Here is a 24,990-nt window from a genome sequence, read left to right as displayed (position 1 = left end):
GAGAATGGAATCAGCTCGCCCTGCGGTAGGTGAGCAACACGATGCCGCATACCACCACGGCCCCACCGACCAGTTGCCAAGTCGACAGGCGCTGGTCCAGTAACGCCCAGCCCAGCAGCAGGGTGGCGATCGGTTCGACGTTCATCACCGGTGCATTCTGTGCCATGTTCAGTCGCGGCACGCAGACGAACAGCAACGTGAAGGCCACACCGTACAGGACCACCAGGCTGGCCAAGGCTATCCAGCCATTGCCGCTGGCAGGCAGCGCCAGGCCGGCAGGCATCACCCCGCTGGCCCCGGCCACCAGCATGCTGGCGAATACGATCAGCAAGGTCAGCAGGCTGCGCACCGGGCCGCGCACGGCGGCCAGTTTGTGGTCGGTGATCCACAACGCGCAGGCGAACACGCAGGCGGCGCAGAACGCCAGGCTCACGCCCAGCAGCCAGTGCGGGTTGGCCTTGCCGGCCAGGTGCGCGGGCACGTCCAGAGCCAGTACCAGGCCACACAAGATCAGGCCCATGAACAGCACGGTGCGGCGGGTCGGGCGGGGACCGCCGAGCGCCCAGGTCAGCAGGGCCAGCAGCATCGGGAAGGTATTGCCCACCAGCAGCGCCAGGGCTACCGGGATGCGCGCCACCGCCGAGTAGAGGCACAGGCTCTGGCTGGCGATCAGCAGCCCGAGCAGCAACTGCCAGCGCCGCGTGCCGACCGGCAGGCTCAGTGGCTGGCGCTGCCACAGCACCAGGCTGGCCAGCACCAAAAAGGTGATGCCGGAGCGGCAGAGGATAGCCAGCAGTACGCCGGTGTCGTCATCGAAGGCAATGCGTGCGGCAATGTGGTTGCCGGCGAACGAGCATGCCAGCAGCGCCAGCAGTGCGACTGCCAGCCTGCGCGGAAAGAGAGAGTCAGAAGCAGCGACAGCCATGTGCAGCGTCCATTTTGCAGGGAAGGGCGGGCCGCCAGGGCCCGCCGGGTGAGGGGGTTACAGCACGACGCTCGGCAGCCACAGCGAAATCGCCGGGATGTAGGTCACGGCCATCAGCACCAGGAGCAGCGCCATATAGAACGGCAGCAGTGCCTTTACCGTGGCCTCGATACTCACCTTGCCGATTGCCGCCCCCACGAACAGCACTGCACCTACCGGCGGCGTGACCAGCCCGATACCCAGGTTGACCAGCATGATCATGCCGAAGTGCACCGGGTCCACGCCGATGCCGGTGATCACCGGCAGCAGGATCGGCGTGAGGATCAGAATCAGCGGCGCCATGTCCATCACCGTGCCCAGCAGCAGGAGCATGAAGTTGATGCACATGAGGATCACGTAGCGGTTGTCCGACAGGGTCAGGAACGCCGTGGTGATCTTCGACGGGATCTGCATCAGGGTCATCACGTAGCCGAAGCTGGCGGCGAAGGCGATCAGGATCATCACGATCGAGATGGTGCGCACCGTGCGGTGCATCAGCTTTGGCAGGTCGCGCCACTTGTAGTCGCGGTAGATGAACATGGTCACGAAGAACGACCACACGACCGCCACTGCCGCCGACTCGGTGGCCGTGAACACGCCCGACAGGATGCCGCCGAGGATGATCACCATGGCCATCAGCCCCCACAGCGCCTCACCGGCGATCTTCAGCGCCTGGCGCAGCGGGATTACTTCGCCCTTGGGGTAGTTGCGCCGTTTGGCGAAGATCAGGCACAGCCCCATCATCACCGCGCTGAGCAGCAGCCCGGGCATGACTCCGGCCATGAACAGCGAAGCGATCGACACCGTGCCACCGGCCGCCAGCGAGTACAGCACCGAGTTGTGGCTGGGCGGGGTCAGCAGCGCCTGTACCGAGCCGCTGACGGTCACGGCGGTGGAGAACTCGCGCGGGTAGCCCTTGCGCTCCATCTCCGGGATCAGCACCGAACCGACCGATGCGGTGTCGGCCACCGACGAGCCGGAAATGGCACCGAAAAAGGTCGAGGCGGTGATGTTGACCAGCGACAGGCCGCCCCGCACGAAGCCCACCAGCACCCCGGCGAACGCCACCAGCCGGCGCGACATGCCACCCTCGGCCATGATCGCTCCGGCCAGCACGAAGAACGGTATCGCCAGCAGCGAAAATTTGTTAACCCCGCTGGCCACCTGGATCATCATCGCCTGCAGCGGGATGTCGATCCACCAGGCGCCGATCAACGCTGCCAGGCCCAGGGCGTAGGCCACCGGCATGCCGATCAGGATGAGCAGGATGAAACTGCCCAGAAGAATCACAGCATCCATTTACGCAGCTCCTTCGTTTTCTTCGACCAGGTCGAAGCGCACCACCGGGCGATTGCTCTGGTCACCCAGGACGAGTTTCTCGATCACGAAGATCAGGGTCAGAACGCCACCGAGCGGGATCGGTGCGTAGCTCATGCCCACCCGCACGCCGGGCAGCGACGCCATGAACTGGTTCCAGGTGGTGATGCACAGCTTGGCGCCATACCAGGTCATGAACACGCACACCAGGATCATCAACAGCTGGACCAACAGCCCGATCAGTCGGCGCAGGGGCGCAGGCAGGCGGTCGGTGAGCATCGCGACGGCCATGTGCGCGCCTGCGCGGTAGCTGGCGGCAGCGCCGACGAAGGTGAAAAGCACCATCAGCAGGATCGCTACCGGCTCCGGCCAGCTGGAGCCGGTGCCAAGCACATAACGGGCGAAGATGCCCCAGGGGATGATCAGCGACATGGCGAGCACCGCCAGGCCAGCGACCCAGATGCAGGCGCTGTACAGCCTGTCGTTCGCGCGCAGGAAAAGTGTTTTCATAGGCATCACCAAAGCGGCAGGGCGACGGTCGCCGCGCTGCCGAGGTCTTCTTGGAAGGGGGCTGGTGTTACTGGACCGCGTCGATACGCTTCATCAGGTCGGCGTACTGCGCGCCGTACTTCTCGCGTACCGAGGCGGTGGCGTCGTAGAACGGCTTCTTGTCGACGGTGATGAACTCCACGCCAGCTGCCTTGAGCTTCTCTTCGCTGGCGGCGGACTTGGCATCCCACAGCGCACGCTCTTCCATCTGCGCTTCGCGGGCGACCTTTTTCACCAACGCCTGCTGCTCAGGGGTGAGGCTGTTCCAGGTGGTCTTGGACATCACCACCGGCTCGGGCAGGATCAGGTGCCCGGTGAGGGTGTAGTACTTGGCACTCTGGAAGTGGTTGTGTTCGAGCAGGGTCGGCGGGTTGTTCTCGGCGCCGTCGATCACGCCGGTCTGCAGTGCGCTGAAGATTTCGCCGGTGTCCATGGCGATACCGTTGCCCCCCATCGCGTTCATCATGTCGATGAACAACGGGTTGCCCTGCACGCGAATCTTCATGCCCTTGAGGTCTTCCAGGCTGCGCACCGGCTTCTTGGTGTAGATGCTGCGCGAGCCGCCGTCCATCCAGGCCAGGGCCACCAGGTTGAATTCGGAGTGGGTGATCTTGTCGAGGATTTCCTGGCCGATGTCGCCGTCGATGATCTTGCGCATGTGCTCATGGTCGCGGAACACGAACGGCATGTTGAACACGTTGACGTCCGGCACCACCGGGCCGACGATGCCGAGGCTGACGCGGGTCATCTGCACGGCGCCGATCTGCGCCTGCTCGATCACTTCCTTTTCCGAGCCCAGCACGCCACCGGCGAACATCTTGAACGTGATTTCGCCATTGCTGGCGGCTTCGAGCTTTTTGCCCATGTTTTGTTCGGCGACCACCGTGGGGTAGCCGGCCGGGTGGATCTCGGCGAACTTGATGTCCAGCGCGTGAGCTGGCAGGGCGAGGCTGAAGGCGAACGGGAGTGCGGCTAGAAGCAGCTTGCGTTTGAACGTCATGATGAAACTCCGTGGTTTTTATTATCTGGTTTCGGTCGTGTCGGTACAGGTGCGGCAGTGGGGTGTTCAGCCCCGGTAGGCAGGCTCCTCCAGGCCCTTGACGCCTGGCTCCAAGGCAAATACGCCGCCGGCCAGGGGTTGGTCGGAGAGGTCGATCCCTTCAGGGCGGATCGAGGTGACGAACAGGATGTCCAGGTTGGCGCCGCCAAAGGCGCACATGGCAGGCTTCTTCACCGGCACATCCAGGGAGCGGTCGAGACGCCCGTCCGGGGTGAAGCGGTGGATTTGCCCGGCGTCGTTGCCGCAGATCCAGTAGCAGCCATCCTGGTCGATCGCGGCACCGTCCGGGCGGCCCGGGAAGGCGCGCATGTCGACGAACAGTCGCTTGTCGTGCGGTGTGCCGCTGTCGATGTCGTAGTCGAACACCCAGATCTTCTGCACGTTGGGGTGCGAGTCGGACAGGTACATGCGCGTGCCGTCGGGGCTGAAGGCCAGGCCATTGGGTACGATCATGCCGTCCTGCTGCAGGTGAAGTTGCCCTTCGCCGTCGTGCCGGTAAAGCGCACCGACGTGTGCGCCTTGGGACATGTCCATCAACATGCTGCCGGCCCAGAAGCGGCCCTGGCGGTCACAGCGCCCGTCGTTGAAGCGCATGCCGGCCTGGGCGTGCTCGGCGGCAGTGAGCAGACGGCTGTCGAGGCGGCCATCGGGCTTGGCCTCGAGGCGGAAAATGCCGCTTTCCATGCCGGCGACCCAGCCCCCTTCGGTACGGGCGATGCAGGCGAGCATCTGGTCGCCTTGCCAGCTCCGGTGGGCGCCATCCTGCCAGCGGTGCAACTGGCGAGCGGGAATGTCGACCCAGTACAAAGCCTGTTCGATGGGGTGCCAGACGGGGCTTTCGCCGGTGCCGTTGCGGGCGTCGACGATCAGTTCGCAGTTCATGGCGCTGCCTCCTGGCGTGCTACGGGTCAGTTGAACGGTCCGGCCACGGCGAAGGCGCCGCCCTGATAGACCATGCTCGGGTCATCGGCAGCAGGTGCCGGCTGGGCCTGCACCGCTTCGCGGAACACCTCGGAAGTGTCCTTGGGCACATAGCCCAGGTGTTCGGCATGGCGGTTGTCCCACCACACGGTGCGGTTGGCGGAGGCACCGTAGACGATGGTATGGCCGACGTTGGGCGTGAACAGCCCGCGTTCGATGAGTTGCACCAGGTCGTCGTAGCTCAGCCAGGTGCAGAGCATCCGCGGGTTCTGCGGCTGCGGGAAGGACGAGCCGATGCGGATGCTGACGGTTTCTATGCCATAGCGGTCGAAGTAGAAGCTGGCGACATCTTCGCCGTAGCATTTGGACAGGCCGTAATAGCTGTCGGGCCGGCGCGGCGAGTGGGCGTCGATACGCTCGTCCTGGCGGTAGAAGCCGATGGTGTGGTTGGAGCTGGCGAAGATGATGCGCTTGACGCCATGCTTGCGCGCCGCCTCGTAGACGTGAAACACGCCGCAGATGTTGGGGCCGAGGATGTCTTCGAAGGCATGCTCGGTCGACACGCCGCCGAAGTGGATGATGGCGTCGACACCTTCGACCAGTGCATGCACGGCGGCCTTGTCGGCGAGGTCGCAGGTCACCACCTCTTCATGCGGGCCTGCGGCAGGCGCCATCGGGCTGATATCGGAAAGGCGCAATACCTCGGCGAAGCCTTGCAGGCGTTCGCGAAGGACCTTGCCCAGGCCGCCTGCGGCTCCGGTGAGCAGCAGGCGATTGAGGGGGGTAGTGGTCATGGCCGGCTCTATTTGTTAATTGTTGTAGGTTGTCGTATGACTGCGGTCGATTATCGACAGCGTATTCCGCGGTTGTCAATGGTATTTCTGTGACCTTGCCGGCCACGTCGGGGCGCCCGTCACAGCAACGACAACGGATAGTTGAAGATCAACCGGTTCTCATCGAACTCGTTGTTGCTGTAGTCCCGCCGAATCGACGAGTTGCGCCACTTCACGCTCAGGTCCTTGAAGGGACCGCTTTGAATCACGTAGGCCAGCTCCGACTCACGCACCCACTCCTTGCCATCGGTCACCGCCCCGGTATGGACGTCGCGGCCGCTGATGTAGCGGTTCATCAGGGTCAGCCCCGGCACGCCGAGGGTGACGAAGTTGAAGTCATGGCGCACCTGCCAAGAGCGTTCGTTGGCATTGTCGAAGCTGGAGTTGTAGCTGTCGTTGGCCAAGGTTCCGCCGCTGGTGCCGTTGACCCGCATCCAGGTGTCGCCATCGACTTTCTGCAGCCCGACCCAGAAGGTGTTGCCGCCATACTTGGCCGAGAACATGCCCGAGTACGTATCGTTGTCCAGCTTGCCGGCCTTTTCCGAGCCGTCTTCGCCACCGTGGAAGTAACCCAGGTTGGCGCCCAAGGTCCAGTTGCCCACCGGCTGGCTGTGGCTCAGTTGCAGGTACTGCTGCTCGTAGACGTCCTTGAGCTCCGCGTTCCACAGCCCGACCAGGGTACGGTCCTGGTTGAACTTGTACTCGCCACCGACGAAATTGAACCGGTCCGACACCCCACCGCCGTAGCTCATGTCCTCCATGCTGGCATCGTTGCGCGGGCTGTTGCCGCGGAACTGCCCGCCATACAGCGTCAACCCGGCCATCTCGCTGGACGTCACCTGCCCACCGCGGAAGGTCTGCGGCAGCGAGCGGCCATCGTCCGAGCGCAGGATAGGCAGTACCGGCATCCACTCGCCGATCTTCAGTTCGGTCTTCGAGATCCGCGCCTTGCCCGCCACTGCCAGGCGCCCGTAGTCATCCGCCGGCCGGCCATCGTCATGCCGCGGCAACAGCGCCGTGCCGTAGGTGCCGCCACCGCCATCGAGCTTCACCGACCACAGCCCCAGCACATCCGCGCCAAACCCGATCGGCCCTTGAGTGAAGCCCGAACGCGCGTCGAGGATGAAGCTCTGCGTCCATTCCTCGGCCTTGCTCTGCGGGTTGCTCGGGTTGGTGAAGTTGCGGTTGATGTAGAAGTTGCGCAGGCCCAGGGTGGCCTTGCTGTCGTCGACAAAGCCTGCGGCCATGCTGGTACCTGGCAGGCCGGCAATCACGCCGGCCCCGAGCAGGGCAAAGGGAAGGGTTTGGCAGATTTTCATTATTGTTGTGCTCCACAAAAGGGTGTGGCAGCCCGTCCACCGGGCACGCGCGAGCGGCCTGCGGCAGGGGCGGGTAGGTAATGGGCCGGTCAGGGCCGGAAAGGGTGAAACAGGGTTACGGCGCTAGGTGACCGTGGGTAGCAAGAGGAGGGGAGGCGAGAGGATTGGGTGTGGCGTGATGGTGATGGATGTCGACATGGGGTCGTCCGCTGATTGTTGTTTTTGTTATATGTTGTCGTACAACGTCAGCAATTTTTATCAAGCACTGGCAGCGCTGTCAACGCTTACGAAGGGAGTGAGTTCCTCAATTTCCGTTGGTTCATCATTCATTTCGAGCCGTAGAAGCTCTAGCGCGGGCAGCGCGCCATTATCGGAGACATACTACGACTCAGGCACGCCTGGGCCTATCAGGTACTGCGCTGTGTCAGCAGTGCACAGGCTGCCAGCACCTTCAGCCCGTGCATCACTTCTGGCGTGATCAGCCGTCCCAGGCACACACGCAAGCCGGTACCACATTCGCCATCGGCGAAGAACATCCCGCTGGCGCTCACGTTGCATCCACGCTCACTCGCCAGCTGTTGCAGCGCAGCCATGTCCGTCCCTTCGGGCAACACGAGCCAGTGAATGAATCCTCCCTGAGGCGGTACGTACCGCGTTCCCGCCGGAAACGCCGAGTGCACCAGCGCATCCATCACCTCGGTCTGGGCTGCCAGCCGCCCGCGCAGTTTCGCGCAGTGCTCTTCCATGTACCCGCGGCCGATGAACTCATCCAGCACCCGTTGCGCCAGGCTCGACACCGCCAGGTTGCGTGAAAACATCTGCGCCAGGATCGCGTCCCGATAGCGGCCGGCCACACACCAGCCCACCCGGTAACCCGGCGCCACGGTCTTGGAAAACGACGAGCAGTAGATGGTCTGCCCGGTCGTGTCGAAATGCTTGATCGCCTTGGGGCGCTGCGCCTCGTCCAGCAGGTCGAAGAAGATATCGTCCTCGATGATCGGCACATCCGCCGCCTGCGCCAGGCGAACAAGCCGAGCCCGCGCTGTATCGGGCATTGTGAAGCCCTGCGGGTTTTGCAACGTCGGGTTGAGGAAGATCACATCGACCTTTTCCTGCCTGAGCGCCCATTCCAGGTGCTCGAGGTCTATGCCGCTGCCGGCCTGGGTACGGATGGGCAGGGCACGCATCCCCAGGCGTTCGATGGTTTGCAGGATGCCGTAGTAGGTGGGCGTCTCGATGGCCACGGTTGCACCTGGCGTTGCAACGGCTTCGAGAGCCAGCTCCAGGGCCACGGTGTCGCCCGAAGTCACCAGGATATCGTCCGGGCTGCATGCCACGCCGCGTTGCAGCATCAGCCCGGCGATACGCCGGCGCAACGAGGCCAGGCCGGGCGGGGCGATCAACCCGGCCAATGGCTGATCGGCCTTGCTGGCCAGTGTCGCCAGGCATTTGCTCAGCAGCACCTGGGGCGCGAGCTCGTCATGCAGCACTGCCGAACTCAACGACAGATGGGTGGTGCTGGCCGCCTGGGCGAGCATGGCGACCACCGCATGGTCGACGTTGACACTGACGCTGGCCAGGTCGAAGCCTTGCACCTGGGCCGCGCCGTTGGCCACGAAATAGCCCACACGTGGCGTGGCCTGAACAAAGGCGTTGGCCTCGAGCTCGGCCAGGCCCCGTTGCACGGTGGCGATGCTGCTGTCGAACAGCCGCGCCAGTTCGCGCACCGAGGGCAGTTGCGTGCCATTGGGCCACTCGCCGCTGTCGATCTGGCGCAGCAGCCAGGCGTAGACGGTTTGCCAGCGTTTGTCGGGCTTGCGGTTCAGATCCATGGGGGCCTTGTGTCGAGTCAGGCGGAGGCTCCCGAAAGGTAGAGCAAAATCACCCCGGTTGCAGCCACGATGACGATGTTCAGCAGCACCAGGGCAAAGCCGAAGCGGATCAGCCCGTGCTCTTCCTCACGGTTGGCCCCGGCCAGCCCGATGACCAGTGACAGGATCGACAGCGAGCCCAACGCCCCATGCCCTGCCGCGCTGTTGGCCATGGCGGCCAGCCAAGGGCCATGGGTGCCGGACAGCGCGGCGATGGAGGGCATGACCAGCGTGGTGCCGCCGACGTTGGAGCTGGTGACATACCCGGCCAGCCCGGCCAGCAGCGAAACCATCGCCGCCAGCGATACCCCGGACAGCGCCTGCAATGCCCGCTGTGCCTCGACCAGGAAGCCCGCCTTGACCATCACCTGGGACAGCAGCAGGAACAGGAACACCGTGGCCAAAGGGAACCGCGCTCGGAGCAACAGCGCCCGCCACGGAAAACCTGTGCCCTGACGCCCGACCATCAACAGCACCACCAGCAGCAATGCCAGTCCCGGCGACGCCAGCGGCTTCCATGACACACTCAACCCTTGCACCACCCACAGCCCATCCCAGCCAGTCAACAGAAACAGCCCCCGCGATGCAATGATCACCACCAGCAGCGCCAGGTACGGCCACGCTGCCTGCGGCCAACGCATCAGCGCCCCCCGCCGCGCCCAGGAGATCCCCAGCCCCACGCAGGCCACCGCCAGCCCCGCCAGCACGCCGGAAGCCTCCGGCCCGGTCCAGCGGTTGATCGCATACAGCACCGCGCTGAACAGCAGCGAGGTCAGCGCCAGCCCCAACCACGCCCGAAGGCTGCGAACCCCTGCCACGGCCAGCGCCACGCAGGCCAGGCAGAGAAATACGGGTGCACTGACCAGTGCCGAATGGCTGCCCAAGTCCTGTGCAGGCACATGGGCCAGCAGCGCGCCGATCACCGTGGCCAGCCCCAGCGTGCCCCAAGGCATCACTACCATCCCAGCCAAGGCCATCTTCATGCCCTGCTGACGCGAAAACAGCCCCATCAGCAACGGCACGGTCGCGATCAGCGACACCCCGAACCCGGTCATGGCCTCCAGCATCGGCGCCAGGCCCAGCACGATGAAGATCACCTGCATCGGCGGCGTCCACCCCAGCTCCCGCACCCACGCCCCGATCGCCTGCGGCGCGCCGGCGCGCTCGACCAGGATGGCGAAGGCCAGGCCCGGAGCGATGACGCTGCCCGTGTTGAGGAAAAGGATCACCGTATCCTGCACGATCGCCGCCGACACTGCGCCCGACAGCGGCTGCGCAGCGCCGAGGCCCCACAGCAGCAGAACGCCGGCCACGCCGGCAAGGGCTGCTTGCACGGGTGGGCGGCGCAGCAAAAGGATCAGCGTGATCACAAGGCCGAGGGGGGAGATTTGCAGGAGCAGGGCAGCCATGATGCGGGATCCTTCAACCATTCAAGGGTGAGGTGAAGGGTGAAGCTTGGGCATCTGCTGGAATAGATACAGCGTTTGGGGGATTTTCAATACAGTCTGGTTAAAGCGGCATGCGCGGCGCATTTCCTGCGAAAGCGACAGTCTTGCTCAAAATCCAAAGGCCTTGAGCGCCCCCTGTGGGAGCCGGCTTGCCGGCGATGTGGCCGCAGCAGGCAAAAGACGCTCGACTTGAATTGCCTGTTCGAGCCCTATCGCCGGCAAGCCGGCTCCCACAGGTTACTTGCCAATAAAAAAGGCTGCCAATCGGCAGCCTTCTCGACAATAGCCCGGACCATCAGTCCCAGCTCAAAGCCCCACCAGTCTGGTACTCGATCACTCGCGTCTCGAAGAAGTTCTTCTCCTTCTTCAAGTCCATGATCTCGCTCATCCAAGGGAACGGGTTGGTAGTCCCTGGATACTCTTCCTTCAGACCAATCTGAGTCAGACGACGGTTGGCAATGAACTTGAGGTAATCCTCCATCATCGCCGCGTTCATGCCCAATACGCCGCGTGGCATGGTGTCGCGTGCGTATTCGATCTCCAGCTGGGTCCCTTGCAGGATCATCTGGGTCGCTTCTTCCTTCATCGCGGCGTCCCACAGGTGTGGGTTCTCGATCTTGATCTGGTTGATCACGTCGATACCGAAGTTCAGGTGCATCGACTCGTCACGCAGGATGTACTGGAACTGCTCGGCGACGCCGGTCATCTTGTTGCGGCGGCCCATGGACAGGATCTGGGTGAAGCCGCAGTAGAAGAAGATGCCTTCCAGTACGCAGTAGTAGGCGATCAGGTTGCGCAGCAGCTCTTTGTCGGTCTCGACGGTGCCGGTGTTGAATTCCGGGTCGGAGATGGCGCGGGTGTACTTCAGGCCCCAGGCGGCTTTCTTCGCGACCGACGGGATCTCGTGGTACATGTTGAAGATCTCGCCTTCATCCATGCCCAGCGACTCGATGCAGTACTGGTAGGCGTGGGTGTGGATCGCCTCTTCGAAGGCCTGGCGCAGGATGTACTGGCGGCACTCCGGGTTGGTGATCAGGCGGTACACGGCCAGGGCCAGGTTGTTGGCAACCAGCGAGTCGGCGGTGGAGAAGAAGCCGAGGTTGCGCATCACGATGCGACGCTCGTCTTCGGTCAGGCCGTCTTGGCTCTTCCACAGGGCGATGTCGGCGGTCATGTTGACCTCTTGCGGCATCCAGTGGTTGGCGCAGCCGTCGAGGTACTTCTGCCAGGCCCAGTCGTACTTGAACGGTACCAGCTGGTTGAGGTCGGCGCGGCAGTTGATCATGCGCTTTTCGTCGACCGCGACGCGGGCCGAGGAGCCTTCCAGCTCGGCCAGGCCTTCGGCGATGTCCAGGGCGTCGAGGGCGGCCTTGGCACGTTTCACGGCTTCGGAGTCGGAAGCGGTGGCAGCACGGGCTTCCAAGGCGGCGGCACCGCCAGCGCTGTCCAGTTTGTCCAGGGTTGCAGCGGCGTTGGCCTGTGCAGGGGTGGCGCCTTTGGCGGCGACTTCACCGTCTTCCTTGTCGAATTCGTCCCAGCTCAGCATGGTGATTGGCTCCTGCTTGAGGGTTGCCCTGGGGCAACCCGTTGGATTTTAAGAATGTGATGCCTGACGCAAGGCCGTTACGGCGAATGGACAGCTCGAGAGGCTGACTCTCGTTACATCTGGATTCGTGCCTGGCCAGGCCTCGGGGGAGGGGCCAGGGACTTGAAGGGTGTGCCCTTTTCAGAGGGGGCGAAGTATACCGGAATTCGCTATCGATCGGGGGCAGGAGTCCTGCGGGCGAAGGTAATATTTCGACCGGTTCTGTGCGCTTCCGTTCAGCTGGTTCGGGTGGTCTTGCATGGGGGGAGAGTGTAGCGCCAACCTATATGTTGTGCCAGTTTAAATTTTCAGGCACATCATGTGGGGTTTTGATGGGTTTGGCCGTTAGGCGCTGTGTTGGTTGAACGGGCCTGATCGCAGGCAAGCCGGCTCCCACAGAGACCGCGCTGGTGCAGTACCTGTGGGAGCCGGCTTGCCGGCGATCAGGCCCGCTCAGGCGGCCACTAACCGCACCGCTTGCGCAGCGTCTCGACCACATGGGTCTTGGGATGCTTGCGGGCTTCTTCCACCGAAGTGAAGCGGCCGGTTTCCGCATTGCGGCCAATCTTGCGAGTGATCACTTTTTTCCGTGCCATGGGCTAGGTCCCTGTTGAGAGGTCCTGTCTGTGTACCAAGCCGCGCGAGCGGTGGACAAAGGTCGGGGCTTCTCAGTGGCGCGGATACAAAAATGCCGCAAAAGGGGAACCCGAGGGCACCCCTTTGCGGCATCAGTGCCTTACTGGCAAAAGCTTTATATATAGGGGCGTATACATCGATACCGCGCCGTATACATAAGGGCTTCGCAGAATTTCAAGCTAGGCCAATGCCAAAAAACGTATACATTTGCAGGATTTAGCCTGCTTCGGAGTGGCGGAAGTATACGCTAGTTAGACGAGATTACGACCCCAAAATTTCTGTGTTCTGGTGCAATTTTGGCTCTGGGCGACCCGTCTAGCAGGCTTCGCCCATGTCAGAAAAAGGGGCGCTAGCTGATCTCCTTCGGTTTGGCATAAGGCAGTGGATGGTCGAGGTCATCGATGGTCAGGCCCCGCCGCACAGCGTTATGGCTCCAGCGGACGAATTGCTCCAGCAGTGCGTTGTTTTCACGTGTCAGGCGCTCAACACGCGCTTCTAGGAGGCGTACCCGCTCAATCGCCTTCTCTGTCTCTATGGCGCTGCGAGAGCTCCCAGCAGTATCTCCATCGCGAGCCAGCTCTTTCGCATGATCCCAGGCCGCCTTGATACGAGGATGCCTGAGCATCGCTGCTTTCGTGTACTTGTGCCCGATCTCAACCTCCAGCATCGCCAGATAGCGCTCCCAGGTCAGTTTTCCGGCCCAGCCGTCTAGGAGTCTTACGGCTTTCTCAATCCCACTATCTGCGAGTTTTGGCGCACCCATTTAGAAAAATCCCATGTCCAGTAGCAGTTTCTCATCCTCGTCAGCACCCTCATCACTGAGGGCCTTCGACGCCTCAGCATGCCGACCTATCTGGTCAATGATTCTCACAGCCTCAGCCAAGCCAGCTTTTGATTGCGGGTGTTCGGGAGGGGGCAAGGTGATGAGGGTTCCCTTAGCAATTGTTGGGTCATTCAGTTTTTCAAGAACCAATCGCCACCGTTCAGCCTTAGGTACGTTGAGCTTGAGCCACCGAGATGCGCCAGCTTCACCTCTAGCAAGCGCTGCCTGGGCGTCTGCGACTGCTTTCTCATGCAGCTTGAACTGAAACTCGGCTTCATCCTGATGGCGCTGATCTCCTTTTACAAACGTATGCTCGCCACAACTCACGCAGTCCTTATCCTTAGGACAAGGAGTGAGTGCATGATCATGGCGGCATATACCAAATCTGGTGCGATGAGTCGCACCAAGCTCAATCCTAAGAGCTTGTTCTCGGGTGAGACCGTGAGTGATTGCTATCGAGTCAACCTTGGCTTCCAGCTGCCCTTCAACGTTGAGAGGACGCTCCTTGACGCCTAGCTTGAGGTAAGCATCAATGAATGCTTCCTGAGGAACATGGTCATACCATTCGTTCTGCCTAGCGCTCTTCCGCCCAGACCAAAATGCGATGAGAGCTTCGCTGAGGTGCTTGCTCTGAGCAAGAGTATTTAACAGGTGGCGAAAGTCATGAGTTGTAATCGCAATCGAGCTCCCGTCAGGGTTTGTCTTTTCGTTTCTACTGAAGACTGTTACTCCGCCAGGGTTCGCACCTAGTTGATTATTGAACTGATTCGTCGTCATTGGTGACGGGACGTGCCATAGCGGCTCAGCCCTCGGATTCAAGATGTTTTCCGGGAACATGAATAGCGCTTCATGCCACCTAAGTCCGGTGTGGCCATCCAAAATCGGAAATACCTTGGGAAGCTTGGCCAAAATGAAGCGTTCGAGTGATGAAAATTCATACAGTGCGACCCAGTGAGCTTGCTGGGAGTCAGGCCCCATGCGAGACCGATCTGTAGTGCGATCTGTGCGTTTGACCAATTTGTATCGAGGGGAGTGACACCCCTTAATTGGAGTGGTCTTTCCTAGAATGATTGCCGCTTCATATAGCGTGATTGGCTGATTTCGTAAGTGCTCTGTACCAGGAGGCAGGTAAACTTCTGCAGGGTTCACAGCATACCAGGCAGCAGCCTTTCTGGCTGACGCGCCAAGGTCGGTAAGATACTTTACGGTGTCTACCACTACAGCCTCAAACTCATCCGAGACTGAAAACTTTGTCAGAACTCCCGCGCCTTTGGCCGGAGCCCACGCTATACCCAAGACGGGGCCGTCGACGGAATCAGCTGTACGGATGCAGTCGACAGGCAGTGACAATATTTCAGAGGCCCTGCTTGGTGCATACATGGCCAGAGAGACGAATGAAGTGGTAATTCGATCCGCGTAACCATTACTTTTGTGGTGGATATCTGCAAGCGCCAGGATTGATTCTAGTGACGGTAATCTAGCGATTTTGGCTTCCGACTCTTTGACTGCAACACGGTCGTTTCTGACTGGCTGTGTATATCGAATCGGGCTTGTCCACTCCAGGAAATTTGGAGTTAATTTAGCTGGATTTACAATTTCCGTGACAACTCGTTCAAGAACCCTTGAGCATGACCAAGCGTCCGCAAAACGGCTCTTTAAGATATCGGCTGCGGCATCAAGAACAATAGGTGTGACCTGGGTAATGCAAGGCTTTAGTTTGAAGTTAACCAATGCCTGTTCGATTGCTTGTAATGCATAAAGGTGTCGTTTGAATTCAGAGAGTCGAAGGCGACGCATCACCTCGCTGAATGTTGCTTTTGCAAAATCCAGAAATTCGCCTTCGAACGGAATCTGAACAATTGGCTTGTTGGCAGAAGGGTCGCGCATGGATTTGAAGTGGGCTACTTTTTTAATTTTGCCTTGAGCACGCCCAATTTGAAATGTTGAGATATCCCAACTGTTATCTTCCCAGTTGACGTCCGCGAAAGGAAGGTTTGCTCTGGCATGCGAAATAAACAGCCCAAGATTTTCTCGGGCGCTCAATTCATTCCTGCCAACGAAGTGGATGATGTCGCCCATTAGAGTTCTTCTTCCGACTTATCTCGAATCGCGATGATTTGAGTAATGGCTGACATCGCGTTGTGATTGATCTGACGAATCCTTGGCTCAGTTTCAGCTTCCTGATCCTCAACCAGCGACTTCATCAGCATCTCCCAAGGGGCGCTCAGCAATGGCTCGAAGTGAGCGCAGCCCGCGAGGCAGGCGATAGGCGCATTCTGGTGGCATTCCGCACCCGTTCCACACGCCCCCACAGTCTTGCCCATGAGGCGCAGAAAGTCGCTAATCACGGCGTCGGGATCGCCCGCCCTAGTCGCCTCATGGAGGCCGGTGATTGCCTTTCCTTGAAATGCCCTTGCGAAGTAGTCCATCTCCTTTCCAAGTGCATCACGGATGGGCCTCTGAAGCTCTGGCATGGATGCTCGGTAGAATTGAATGCAAGAGGTGCTCCGGTGTGTCAGCAGGCGTGCTACTTCGTAATCAGAAGCACCTTGGGCCAAGGCTCTTGTAGCGAGTGTATATCTGAATCTATAAGGCGTGATTGGAATTTGACCACCCAGCCTCTCGGAATATGTATCAAGGCTCATGAAAGTTATCATCAACTTCATGCTTAGTTCACGTGTGGAGCGAGCTGGAAATAGGGGGTCGTCCTCTGCAAGCTCAGCCATCATAGGTGAGTCAAGGTATGTGATGAGACATTCCGCTAGGACGGTCGGAGCGCGTCGAATCCAGTATTCATCGGTCGCGCTTTTTTCCCCTTTCACCAAAGGTATTCTCAAAGTTACATCAAGACCTTCTCGGTCATGTATTACTACATCTTTTTTCCTCATGCGTCGAGCTTGTACTGGACGCACGCCAGTTCCAACAAAGAACCAGCAGAGGGTGAACAGGGTCTGATTTACGAGACCTCTGGCATATGCTTTGTTTAGCTCTGCATTCGCATTGTGAATTTCCTGTTCGGTCAATGCGCCTTTTTCAGGATCGTTTGTTATCAGGTTGTAGTATGAGCCGTTTGATTTCTCTTCCCAGCTGTGAGTGTTATCCAGGAAATCTAAGACTTCGTCACTGAAGACTTTCGCATCTGATTCTTTAATGCGGCGAAGAAGTGGCATGATAAAAGGGCGATAGCTCACGGGGATTTGAGATATGCCATTGATCTCTGGAATTCCAATAAAGTCCTTGTTCGCAATTTCGGCGACCGAAAGCCATTTTTGGACTGCATAGCAAACAGTTGAGTTGTAACGAAGGCTATGGGTCGACAGCGTGGTAGCCAAGCAAGAGAAAATACACCGATGAAAGCTATTTTCTCGGTCTAAGTTTCCAAGTGCGATGGGCGTAGTATTGCCATCAAGGTCTTGAATACTCAGCGATGTACCTATTTCTATCTGTCGTATGCGACCGTCTAGCAGTACGATTTCGCGAACTGTTCTGCTACTAACATTCCCATTCTGACTGAAGTCTTGCGTAGGATTGACTTTAATCATTTTTGCCATCTCTCAATCCATTCGCCAGATCCTCAGCAATTTTGTCTGCTTTCTCGCGAATGTGTCGCCTGGCATAGCGTTCTTCCATTTTTGATTTTTTCGACCAGCCGTTCAGGCGGTTCCGCACCTGGCGTTCTTCGTCAGGCTTCATTCGCTGCTCAGGGGGAAGGCTGTCAATCTTCCTGCTCAATCGATCATTCCAAGTCCGGCGAAGCGCATGAGGGGCAACACTTGTTGGTAGGCTGTTTTTCCGGCGAAGTTCTCTGAACGCTAGATTGATAGCGTCTACAGATAGATGGTCACCAGTGGTCGTGGTGAACAGGTATCCATGCTTTCGTGCTCTGGGAGGGATTTTCGCCCAGTGGTCGATGACGAAAGTATGGAACTCATATGCCGTTTTCTCGGAGATCGGGAGGGTACGCGCAATGGTCTTTGAAACCCGCACCTTGACGCGACGGCTCGCGTGATCAATATCCTCAACTTTCAAATATCGAAGCTCACTGCGCCTCACCGCTGTTTCAGTGAAAATTCTATACATCAGATGGTTGCGAAACTGATGAAAATCCGATTGGAAAGGATTGTTTGCTGATCCCGGCTTGAATGCCTCGTCAAGAGCGTCCATCACGTCTTCAGCAAGCCCCTCAGGCGCATCCCCCTCGTCCGCAGCGATTGCCCTGGGCTCTTGAGCTCTCAGCGCTGATAGCGCCCTCTCTCGCGCTTTGGTGAGGTCAGGGCGGGGCTTCTCTGATGCCTTTGGGCTAATGCGCTGGTGGTTGAACTCCAGAAAGTTCGCGACAGTGCGGATGCGGTATCCGCCTTCCGTTGCAGATATCAGCGTTCTGGAAGGATGAGGCGTGCCAGGGCAGCGAACCTGCTCTAGTCGCACCACCTTTCTTTGCCTAGCACTCAACGATTCTCGAATGATCTGATCTTGTGAGCCACGGTCAAGGCGTAGGAAAAACGCAAGGTCTTCGCACTGTTCAACCGATAGGAAAGACTCGGATCGCAACGCCCGGTCTAGATCGAGCCCTCTGGTAGACGCCCACAGGTACGTCATGCCGATTGAGCGAAGCACCTTTTCAATGGTGGCTACGGCGAAGCCAGTATCGCGGTAACGAAGGGTGGCGTAGACATTTGGAAGGAAAGGAGGGCGACCCTCTTGGTCAACGAGCACCGCCATAGGTAGGCCGTCTGACGCAGTGAAGGATCTGATAGAGAAACTAAGCAATGTATACGATTCCGACCTATGAGCTGGATAGGGCGGCGAGTATAGGAGGGGGTATACACGAAGTAAACCCTCCAACCCCTTATGATTCAGGGGGTTGGAGGGCTCTGGTTGTCACAAAGTATACGTTTTAAGGTATATCAAGGTTACTGGCAGGCTTCGCAATCCGGCTCGTCGATGGCGCAAGCCTTCGGCACCGGCGCTGGGCCTGCGGCCTGCACCGGAGCGCTGTCGCCACCGCTGGACACGGCGTTGAGCTTGCCGGTGTTGATGGTCGACTTCTCGGTGCTGGTCGCGGCCAGGGCACGGAGGTAGTAGGTGGTCTTCAGACCACGGTACCAGGCCATGCGGTAGGTCACGTCCAGCTTCTTGCCCGAAGCGCCGGCGATGTACAGGTTCAGCGACTGGGCCTGGTCGATCCACTTCTGGCGACGGGAGGCGGCATCGACGATCCACTTGGTCTCGACTTCGAACGCAGTGGCGTACAGGTCCTTCAGCTCTTGCGGGATACGCTCGATCTGCTGGACGGAGCCGTCGTAGTACTTCAGGTCGTTGATCATGACCGAGTCCCACAGGCCGCGGGCCTTCAGGTCGCGGACCAGGTACGGGTTGATCACGGTGAACTCGCCCGACAGGTTCGATTTCACGTACAGGTTCTGGTAGGTCGGCTCGATGGACTGCGACACGCCGGTGATGTTGGCGATGGTCGCGGTCGGCGCGATGGCCATGATGTTCGAGTTACGAATACCTTTCTGTACGCGAGCACGTACCGGTGCCCAGTCCAGGGTTTCGTTCAGGTCGACGTCGATGTACTTCTGGCCACGGGCTTCGATCAGGATCTGTTGCGAATCCAGCGGCAGGATGCCTTTGGACCACAGCGAGCCCTGGAAGGTCTCGTAGGCGCCACGCTCGTCGGCCAGGTCACAGGAAGCCTGGATGGCGAAGTAGCTGACCGCTTCCATCGACTTGTCGGCGAACTCCACGGCGGCATCGGAGCCGTACGGGATGTGCTGCAGGTACAGCGCGTCCTGGAAGCCCATGATGCCCAGGCCGACCGGACGGTGCTTGAAGTTCGAGTTGCGCGCTTGCGGCACCGAGTAGTAGTTGATGTCGATCACGTTGTCGAGCATGCGCACGGCGGTGTTCACGGTGCGTTGCAGCTTGGCGGTGTCCAGCTTGCCATCATTGATGTGGTTCGGCAGGTTGATCGAGCCCAGGTTGCAGACGGCGATCTCGTCCTTGTTGGTGTTCAAGGTGATCTCGGTGCACAGGTTCGAGCTGTGGACCACGCCCACGTGCTGCTGCGGCGAACGCAGGTTGCACGGGTCCTTGAAGGTCAGCCACGGGTGGCCGGTCTCGAACAGCATCGACAGCATCTTGCGCCACAGGTCTTTGGCCTGGATGGTCTTGAAGACCTTGATCTTGTTGTACTCGGTCAGGGCTTCGTAGTACTCGTAGCGCTCTTCGAAGGCCTTGCCGGTCAGGTCGTGCAGATCAGGCACTTCCGAAGGCGAGAACAGGGTCCACTTGCCGTCATCGAAGACGCGCTTCATGAACAGGTCAGGGATCCAGTTGGCGGTGTTCATGTCGTGGGTACGACGACGGTCATCACCGGTGTTCTTGCGCAGCTCGATGAACTCTTCGATGTCCAGGTGCCAGGTTTCCAGGTAGGCGCAGACCGCGCCCTTGCGCTTGCCGCCCTGGTTGACCGCGACGGCGGTGTCGTTGACCACTTTCAGGAAGGGTACGACGCCCTGGGACTTGCCGTTGGTGCCCTTGATGTAGGAGCCCAGTGCACGCACAGGGGTCCAGTCGTTACCCAGGCCACCGGCGAATTTCGACAGCATGGCGTTGTCGTGGATCGCGTGGTAGATGCCCGACAGGTCGTCCGGCACGGTGGTCAGGTAGCAGCTCGACAGCTGCGGGCGCAGGGTACCGGCGTTGAACAGGGTCGGGGTCGAGGCCATGTAGTCGAAGGACGACAACAGGTTGTAGAACTCAATCGCGCGGGCTTCCTTGTCTTTCTCTTCCAGCGCCAGGCCCATGGCCACACGCATGAAGAACACCTGCGGCAGCTCGAAGCGCACGCCATCCTTGTGGATGAAGTAGCGGTCGTACAGGGTCTGCAGGCCCAGGTAGGTGAACTGCTGGTCGCGCTCGTGGTTGATCGCCTTGCCCAGTTTTTCCAGGTCGAAGTCGGCCAGGGCCGGGTTCAGCAGTTCGAACTCGATGCCTTTGGCGACATAGGCCGGCAGGGCTTTGGCGTACAGGTCGGCCATCTCGTGGTGGGTGGCGCTGTCGGCTACGTTGAGGAAGCCCAGGCCTTCGGCGCGCAGGGTATCCATCAGCAGGCGGGCGGTGACGAACGAGTAGTTCGGCTCACGCTCGACCAGGGTACGGGCGGTCATCACCAGGGCGGTGTTGACGTCCTTGATGGCCACGCCGTCGTACAGGTTCTTCAGGGTCTCACGCTGGATCAGGTCGCCATCGACTTCGGCCAGGCCTTCGCAAGCTTCGCTGATGATGGTGTTCAGGCGCGCCATGTCCAGCGGCGCCAGGCTGCCGTCGGCCAGGGTGATGCGGATGCTTGGGTGCGGCTCGACCACGGCGTCGGTGTTGGCGCGGGTGGCACGCTCTTTCGCGCGCTGGTCGCGGTAGATCACGTAGTCACGGGCGACTTTCTGTTCGCCTGCACGCATCAGGGCCAGTTCGACCTGGTCCTGGATTTCTTCGATGTGGATGGTGCCACCCGATGGCATGCGACGCTTGAACGTGGCGGTGACCTGCTCGGTCAGGCGCGCGACGGTGTCGTGGATGCGCGACGAAGCGGCGGCAGTGCCGCCTTCAACTGCGAGGAACGCCTTGGTGATGGCCACGGTGATCTTGTCGTCGGTGTAGGGGACGACAGTGCCGTTACGCTTGATCACACGCAGTTGGCCCGGAGCGGTGGCAGCCAGATCCTGGTTGGAATCGGCCTGCGGCGCCATGGCCTGCGGGTTCTCGCGAGTTGTGTCGGTTTGCATGGGTGGGTGTCTCCACAGTTTCTATATTGTTCAGGCGCCTTTGGGGCGCCCACCGTTCCGTCCACGTGTTCGATGACCCGACTGGGGATGCGTCATGCGCGCGCATCCGACCGCTCGGGGGTACCGACTTCGGGACAGACTCAGGAAATGGGGGCAATAAGCTTGCCGCTCCCTGGCCGAAGTCAAAGGCTATAGGGCCATGCCGGCAAGCAGGCCCGAAAGCTGTTGTTCTCCAATCTTCCGCTGGAGCGGTTTGGCTGGTGAAACCACCGTAAGTTCAGCAGGAAAAAGCGCTTGAATTTCCGGGCCGAGTTGTGTTTGAGATTTCGGCTCAAACCCAATATCTAGTGGTTTGCTGCAATGGGGATACAAGATAATGCGGTCTGGGGGTCTTTGCAAGGCGAGCGCCTGTGGATAACTTGTGCGTACTTTGTGTGTGAATAGTGGGTATTCGCTGTAGGCCTTGTGCCAAGAGGTTTGCACTATTTTTCTGCGTCCTGCTGCCCCAAGGTGGAATTTTTCGGGGGCGAACACTAGCACAAAAAACGGTTCAGTCGAGGGCGCTCTGGCTGAGGTTGGCAGTGCCTGGTGCGGGACGTAGTATCCGGGGCTGATGTTGCCTTTTGGTTAAACGGTGACAGTTCCGGCCTCATCGCCGGCAAGCCGGCTCCCACAGGTTTGGCGCTGGCAAAAAAAACAACAACAATCGAAGGCAAGGCCATGGACCAACCCGTACACCGCATCCTGATCGTCGAGGACGACCAGCGCCTCGCCGAGCTCACCGCCGAATACCTCCAGGCCAACGGCTACGAGGTCGCCGTGGAGGGCGATGGCGCCCGTGCTGCACGGCGCATCGTCGACAGCCAGCCAGACCTGGTGATCCTCGACCTGATGCTGCCCGGCGAGGATGGCCTGAGCATTTGCCGGCGGGTACGCAGCCAGTACCCCGGCCCGATCCTCATGCTCACCGCCCGCAGCGACGAACTCGACCAGGTACAGGGCCTGGACCTGGGCGCCGACGACTATGTCTGCAAGCCGGTACGCCCCCGCCTGTTGCTGGCGCGCATCCAGGCGCTGCTGCGGCGTAGCGAACCGACCCTGAACAAGAGCCAGGAGCTGGCCTTCGGCAAGCTGCGCATCGACAACCGCTTGCGCGAAGCCAGGCTTGGCGAACAGTTGATCGAGCTTACCGGCGCCGAATTCGACCTGCTCTGGCTGTTGGCCAGCAACGCCGGACGGGTACTGACGCGCGAACAGATCTTCACGGCGCTACGGGGCGTCGGCTATGACGGCCAGGACCGCTCCATCGATGTGCGTATCTCCAAGATCCGTCCCAAGATCGGCGACGACCCGATCCAGCCACGGCTGATCAAGACCCTGCGCAGCAAGGGCTACCTGTTCGTTGGCGATGCGCCATGAACAACTCGATTTTCCTCCGTATCTACGGAGGCATGCTTGCCGTGCTGGTGCTGGTCGCCTTGCTTGGCGTGCTCAGCCTGCACCTGGTCAACGAAGTGCGCGCTGCCCAGCACCGCGAGGGCCTGGCCCAGGGCACGTTCAGCCTGATGGCCGACAACCTGGCGCAACAGAACGAAACCGAACGCAAGCGTTCGCTACTGATGTGGGAACGCCTGCTTGGCGTACCACTGGCGCTGCAGCCGATGTCGGCACGCACGCTGGATGGTGGCCAGCGCGCGCGCCTGTATCGCGGCCTGGTGGTGGTGAACAAGACCGGGCCACATGCCGCGCAGGTGCTGCGCAAGGTCGGCCGGGAGGACCTGCTGCTGGTGGCCGAGGTCAAGCAGGTCAGCGAACAGCTGGCCCGGGCCACCCTTTATCTGCTGACCGATGAACTGGTGCGCTATCCGGTGACCGAGCAGCAGCAGCGCCTGGCGGAGCTCAAGCAGAGCAAGGGCTTTGGTTTCGGTGTCGCCCTGCAGCGCCTGGAGCGGGTCGGTCTCGACGATGACCAGCGGCGGCGGGTGGAAGAGGGTGACACGGTCATGGCGCTGGGCAGTGATGGTGATTCGATCCGCGTGTTCGCCGGCCTGCCGGGTTCGCCCTGGGTGCTGGAAATCGGCCCGCTGTACCAGCTCAACCCCTATCCACCGCAGTTGCTGGTGCTGATCACCTTCCTCGGCTTGTGCCTTATCGGCCTGGTGGTCTACTTGCTGGTGCGCCAGTTGGAGCGGCGCGTGTCGGGCCTGGAAATGGCCGCCACGCACATCGCCCAGGGCAGTCTGGAGACCCGCGTACCGGCGGGCGATGCCGACTCGGTAGGGCGTCTGGCGGCGGCCTTCAACGGCATGGCCGAGCACCTGCAGCGCTCGCTGAACATGCAGCGTGAATTGGTGCGCGCGGTATCCCACGAATTGCGCACGCCGGTGGCGCGCCTGCGCTTCGGCCTGGAAATGATCGAAAGTGCGCCGACCGAGCAAGCGCGCGCCAAGCACCTGGCCGGTATGGATGGCGACATCCAGGACCTTGACAAGCTGGTCGACGAGATGCTGACCTATGCACGACTGGAGCAGGGGGCGCCGGCGCTCAAGTTCCAACGGGTCGACCTGGATGCCTTGCTCGACCGGGTGATCGAGGAACTGGCGCCACTGAACGCTCAAGTGAGGCTGGTGCGCGGCGTGTGCCAGGTGCATGACACCGACGGCGCCTGGGTCGAAGCCGAGCCGCGCTACCTGCACCGCGCCCTGCAGAATCTGGTCGGCAATGCCCTGCGCCATGCCGCTGGCGAGGTGCGTTTGAGCTACCAGCTGGGCCAGCAGCGCTGCCGTATCGATGTGGAGGATGATGGCCCCGGCATTCCCGAAGGCTTTTGGGACCGCATCTTCACCCCCTTCACCCGGCTCGACGACAGCCGTACCCGGGCTTCAGGCGGGCATGGCCTGGGCCTGTCGATCGTGCGGCGGATCATCTACTGGCATGCAGGCCGCGCTACGGTGGGGCGCAGCGAGGCGCTGGGTGGGGCATGCTTCAGCCTCAACTGGCCGCGTGAGCAGGCGCCGCAGTAGGGGTCAGACGCTGATCAGGCTGAGCAGGTGCCCGTCTTGCAGGCAGAACTGCCCTTCAAGCTCGCAGCCGTGCTGCCAGTCTGACGACAGGTCAGTGAGCAGGCGCAGGCGGGCCAAGCCATCGTTTGACCATTCCAGCACCTCGGCGTGCTCGAAGTAGAAACGCTGGCGGGTCAACGGGTAGAGGGTCTTGAACAGGCTTTCCTTGAGCGAGAAGGTCAGGGTGACCGCCAGGCCAAGTTGGCTGCGGTCCAGGCGCTCGAGCTCCGCCGGTGTGAGAATTTCGCCCATCAGCCGTTCAGCGCGGTCGTCGTCGAGCAGCGCTTCCTGATCCAGGCCGACGCCTCGACAGGCGGCATCGGCGGCAACCACCGCGGCCGCCCAGCCTTTGCCGTGGGTGATCGAGCCATGGATCCCGGTAGGCCAGATCGGCGAGCGATCTTCGTGGCTGCCCGGCACATGATCGCGGCCATCCAGACGCTGCAGTGCGGCCCGCGCGCAGACGCGACCGGCCAGGTACTCGGCCTGGCGCTTGGCCACCGAGCGTTGCAGGCTGGCGCTGGGCACGATACCGGCGCGCAGGAAGTCTTCGGCGGCCAGCAGGGCCGGGTCGAAGGCGCAGCTGACCAGTACCGCGCCAGGGAGTGGGCGGGGCAAGGGCCAGTGGTACTGGAGCGGGGCGCAGCAGGAAGGCAATGTGTTCATGGCAGGTATTGTGCCAGCCGACGGCGTTGTGTGGGAGATGGGCTGCTTTGCAGCCCTATCGCCGGCAAGCCGGCTCCCACAGGTACCCCGCAGAGCCTGAGAACGGTGGAATACCTGTGGGAGCCGGCTTGCCGGCGATTGGGCCC

Annotated in this window: 19 protein-coding genes; 2 read left to right on the top strand and 17 right to left on the bottom strand. The window is 60.8% G+C overall.

The features are described from left to right. Window positions 1–10 precede the first annotated feature (10 nt). The 16 genes from ACIPZG_RS25175 to ACIPZG_RS25100 all read right to left on the bottom strand — a co-directional run bounded on the left by ACIPZG_RS25175 (window position 11) and on the right by ACIPZG_RS25100 (window position 21,116). Window positions 11–925 (bottom strand): EamA family transporter, encoded by a 915-nt coding sequence (locus ACIPZG_RS25175; protein WP_400717946.1) that lies wholly within the window; start codon window positions 923–925, stop codon window positions 11–13. A 57-nt stretch (window positions 926–982) separates the two neighbouring features. Further along, window positions 983–2,263, bottom strand: coding sequence for a TRAP transporter large permease (locus ACIPZG_RS25170; protein WP_317659340.1), 1,281 nt, complete (start codon window positions 2,261–2,263; stop codon window positions 983–985). After that, window positions 2,264–2,791 (bottom strand): TRAP transporter small permease, encoded by a 528-nt coding sequence (locus ACIPZG_RS25165; RefSeq protein WP_400717944.1) that lies wholly within the window; start codon window positions 2,789–2,791, stop codon window positions 2,264–2,266. It lies immediately after the preceding gene. A gap of 67 nt (window positions 2,792–2,858) precedes the next feature. Further along, the gene (locus tag ACIPZG_RS25160) at window positions 2,859–3,830 is read right to left on the bottom strand and encodes a TRAP transporter substrate-binding protein (RefSeq protein WP_400717942.1); all 972 of its coding nucleotides are present in this window, start codon (window positions 3,828–3,830) and stop codon (window positions 2,859–2,861) included. Window positions 3,831–3,896: 66 nt separating this feature from the next. Continuing rightward, a complete protein-coding gene (locus ACIPZG_RS25155) occupies window positions 3,897–4,772 on the bottom strand; it encodes an SMP-30/gluconolactonase/LRE family protein (RefSeq protein ID WP_400717940.1) in 876 nt (291 codons plus the stop codon). A 26-nt stretch (window positions 4,773–4,798) separates the two neighbouring features. Beyond that, on the bottom strand, window positions 4,799–5,605 hold the full coding sequence (locus tag ACIPZG_RS25150; RefSeq protein ID WP_400641499.1) for an NAD-dependent epimerase/dehydratase family protein: 807 nt from the start codon (window positions 5,603–5,605) through the stop codon (window positions 4,799–4,801). Between the two features lie 119 nt (window positions 5,606–5,724). Next, window positions 5,725–6,963 (bottom strand): OprD family porin, encoded by a 1,239-nt coding sequence (locus ACIPZG_RS25145; RefSeq protein ID WP_400717939.1) that lies wholly within the window; start codon window positions 6,961–6,963, stop codon window positions 5,725–5,727. 407 nt (window positions 6,964–7,370) lie between these two features. Continuing rightward, a complete protein-coding gene (locus ACIPZG_RS25140) occupies window positions 7,371–8,795 on the bottom strand; it encodes a PLP-dependent aminotransferase family protein (protein ID WP_400641495.1) in 1,425 nt (474 codons plus the stop codon). 17 nt (window positions 8,796–8,812) lie between these two features. Further along, complete coding sequence (locus ACIPZG_RS25135; protein WP_400717938.1) at window positions 8,813–10,243, bottom strand: transporter; 1,431 nt, start codon at window positions 10,241–10,243, stop codon at window positions 8,813–8,815. A 334-nt stretch (window positions 10,244–10,577) separates the two neighbouring features. Continuing rightward, entirely contained in the window at window positions 10,578–11,828 is a 1,251-nt protein-coding gene (locus tag ACIPZG_RS25130; protein ID WP_016391632.1) for a ribonucleotide-diphosphate reductase subunit beta, read from the bottom strand. 503 nt (window positions 11,829–12,331) lie between these two features. Then, window positions 12,332–12,463: a hypothetical protein gene (locus ACIPZG_RS25125; RefSeq protein ID WP_400717935.1), complete on the bottom strand. Its 132-nt coding sequence runs from the start codon at window positions 12,461–12,463 to the stop codon at window positions 12,332–12,334. A gap of 389 nt (window positions 12,464–12,852) precedes the next feature. Continuing rightward, window positions 12,853–13,266 (bottom strand): hypothetical protein, encoded by a 414-nt coding sequence (locus ACIPZG_RS25120; protein WP_400717933.1) that lies wholly within the window; start codon window positions 13,264–13,266, stop codon window positions 12,853–12,855. After that, complete coding sequence (locus ACIPZG_RS25115) at window positions 13,267–15,405, bottom strand: hypothetical protein (RefSeq protein ID WP_400717930.1); 2,139 nt, start codon at window positions 15,403–15,405, stop codon at window positions 13,267–13,269. Next, on the bottom strand, window positions 15,405–16,877 hold the full coding sequence (locus ACIPZG_RS25110) for a tyrosine-type recombinase/integrase (protein ID WP_400717928.1): 1,473 nt from the start codon (window positions 16,875–16,877) through the stop codon (window positions 15,405–15,407). The genes ACIPZG_RS25115 and ACIPZG_RS25110 overlap by 1 nt, the downstream gene beginning before the upstream one ends. Beyond that, a complete protein-coding gene (locus tag ACIPZG_RS25105; RefSeq protein WP_400717926.1) occupies window positions 16,861–18,048 on the bottom strand; it encodes a tyrosine-type recombinase/integrase in 1,188 nt (395 codons plus the stop codon). The genes ACIPZG_RS25110 and ACIPZG_RS25105 overlap by 17 nt, the downstream gene beginning before the upstream one ends. Before the next feature lie 191 nt (window positions 18,049–18,239). After that, window positions 18,240–21,116, bottom strand: coding sequence for a ribonucleoside-diphosphate reductase subunit alpha (locus tag ACIPZG_RS25100; RefSeq protein WP_400717924.1), 2,877 nt, complete (start codon window positions 21,114–21,116; stop codon window positions 18,240–18,242). Window positions 21,117–21,836: 720 nt separating this feature from the next. Here ACIPZG_RS25100 and ACIPZG_RS25095 point away from each other — a divergent pair. Beyond that, on the top strand, window positions 21,837–22,535 hold the full coding sequence (locus ACIPZG_RS25095; RefSeq protein WP_400717921.1) for a response regulator: 699 nt from the start codon (window positions 21,837–21,839) through the stop codon (window positions 22,533–22,535). Beyond that, window positions 22,532–24,139, top strand: coding sequence for an ATP-binding protein (locus ACIPZG_RS25090; protein WP_400717919.1), 1,608 nt, complete (start codon window positions 22,532–22,534; stop codon window positions 24,137–24,139). Before ACIPZG_RS25095 ends, ACIPZG_RS25090 begins: the two co-directional genes overlap by 4 nt. A 3-nt stretch (window positions 24,140–24,142) precedes the next feature. Here the strand turns inward: ACIPZG_RS25090 and ACIPZG_RS25085 are convergent, their stop codons facing one another. Then, entirely contained in the window at window positions 24,143–24,844 is a 702-nt protein-coding gene (locus ACIPZG_RS25085; RefSeq protein ID WP_400717916.1) for a 4'-phosphopantetheinyl transferase, read from the bottom strand. Window positions 24,845–24,990 lie beyond the last annotated feature (146 nt).

The sequence above is a fragment of the Pseudomonas sp. NPDC089395 genome (assembly GCF_044749525.1).
GTDB lineage: Bacteria > Pseudomonadota > Gammaproteobacteria > Pseudomonadales > Pseudomonadaceae > Aquipseudomonas.
Note: the sequence above shows the minus strand (reverse complement) of the source record. Positions and strands in the feature narration are given on the sequence as shown.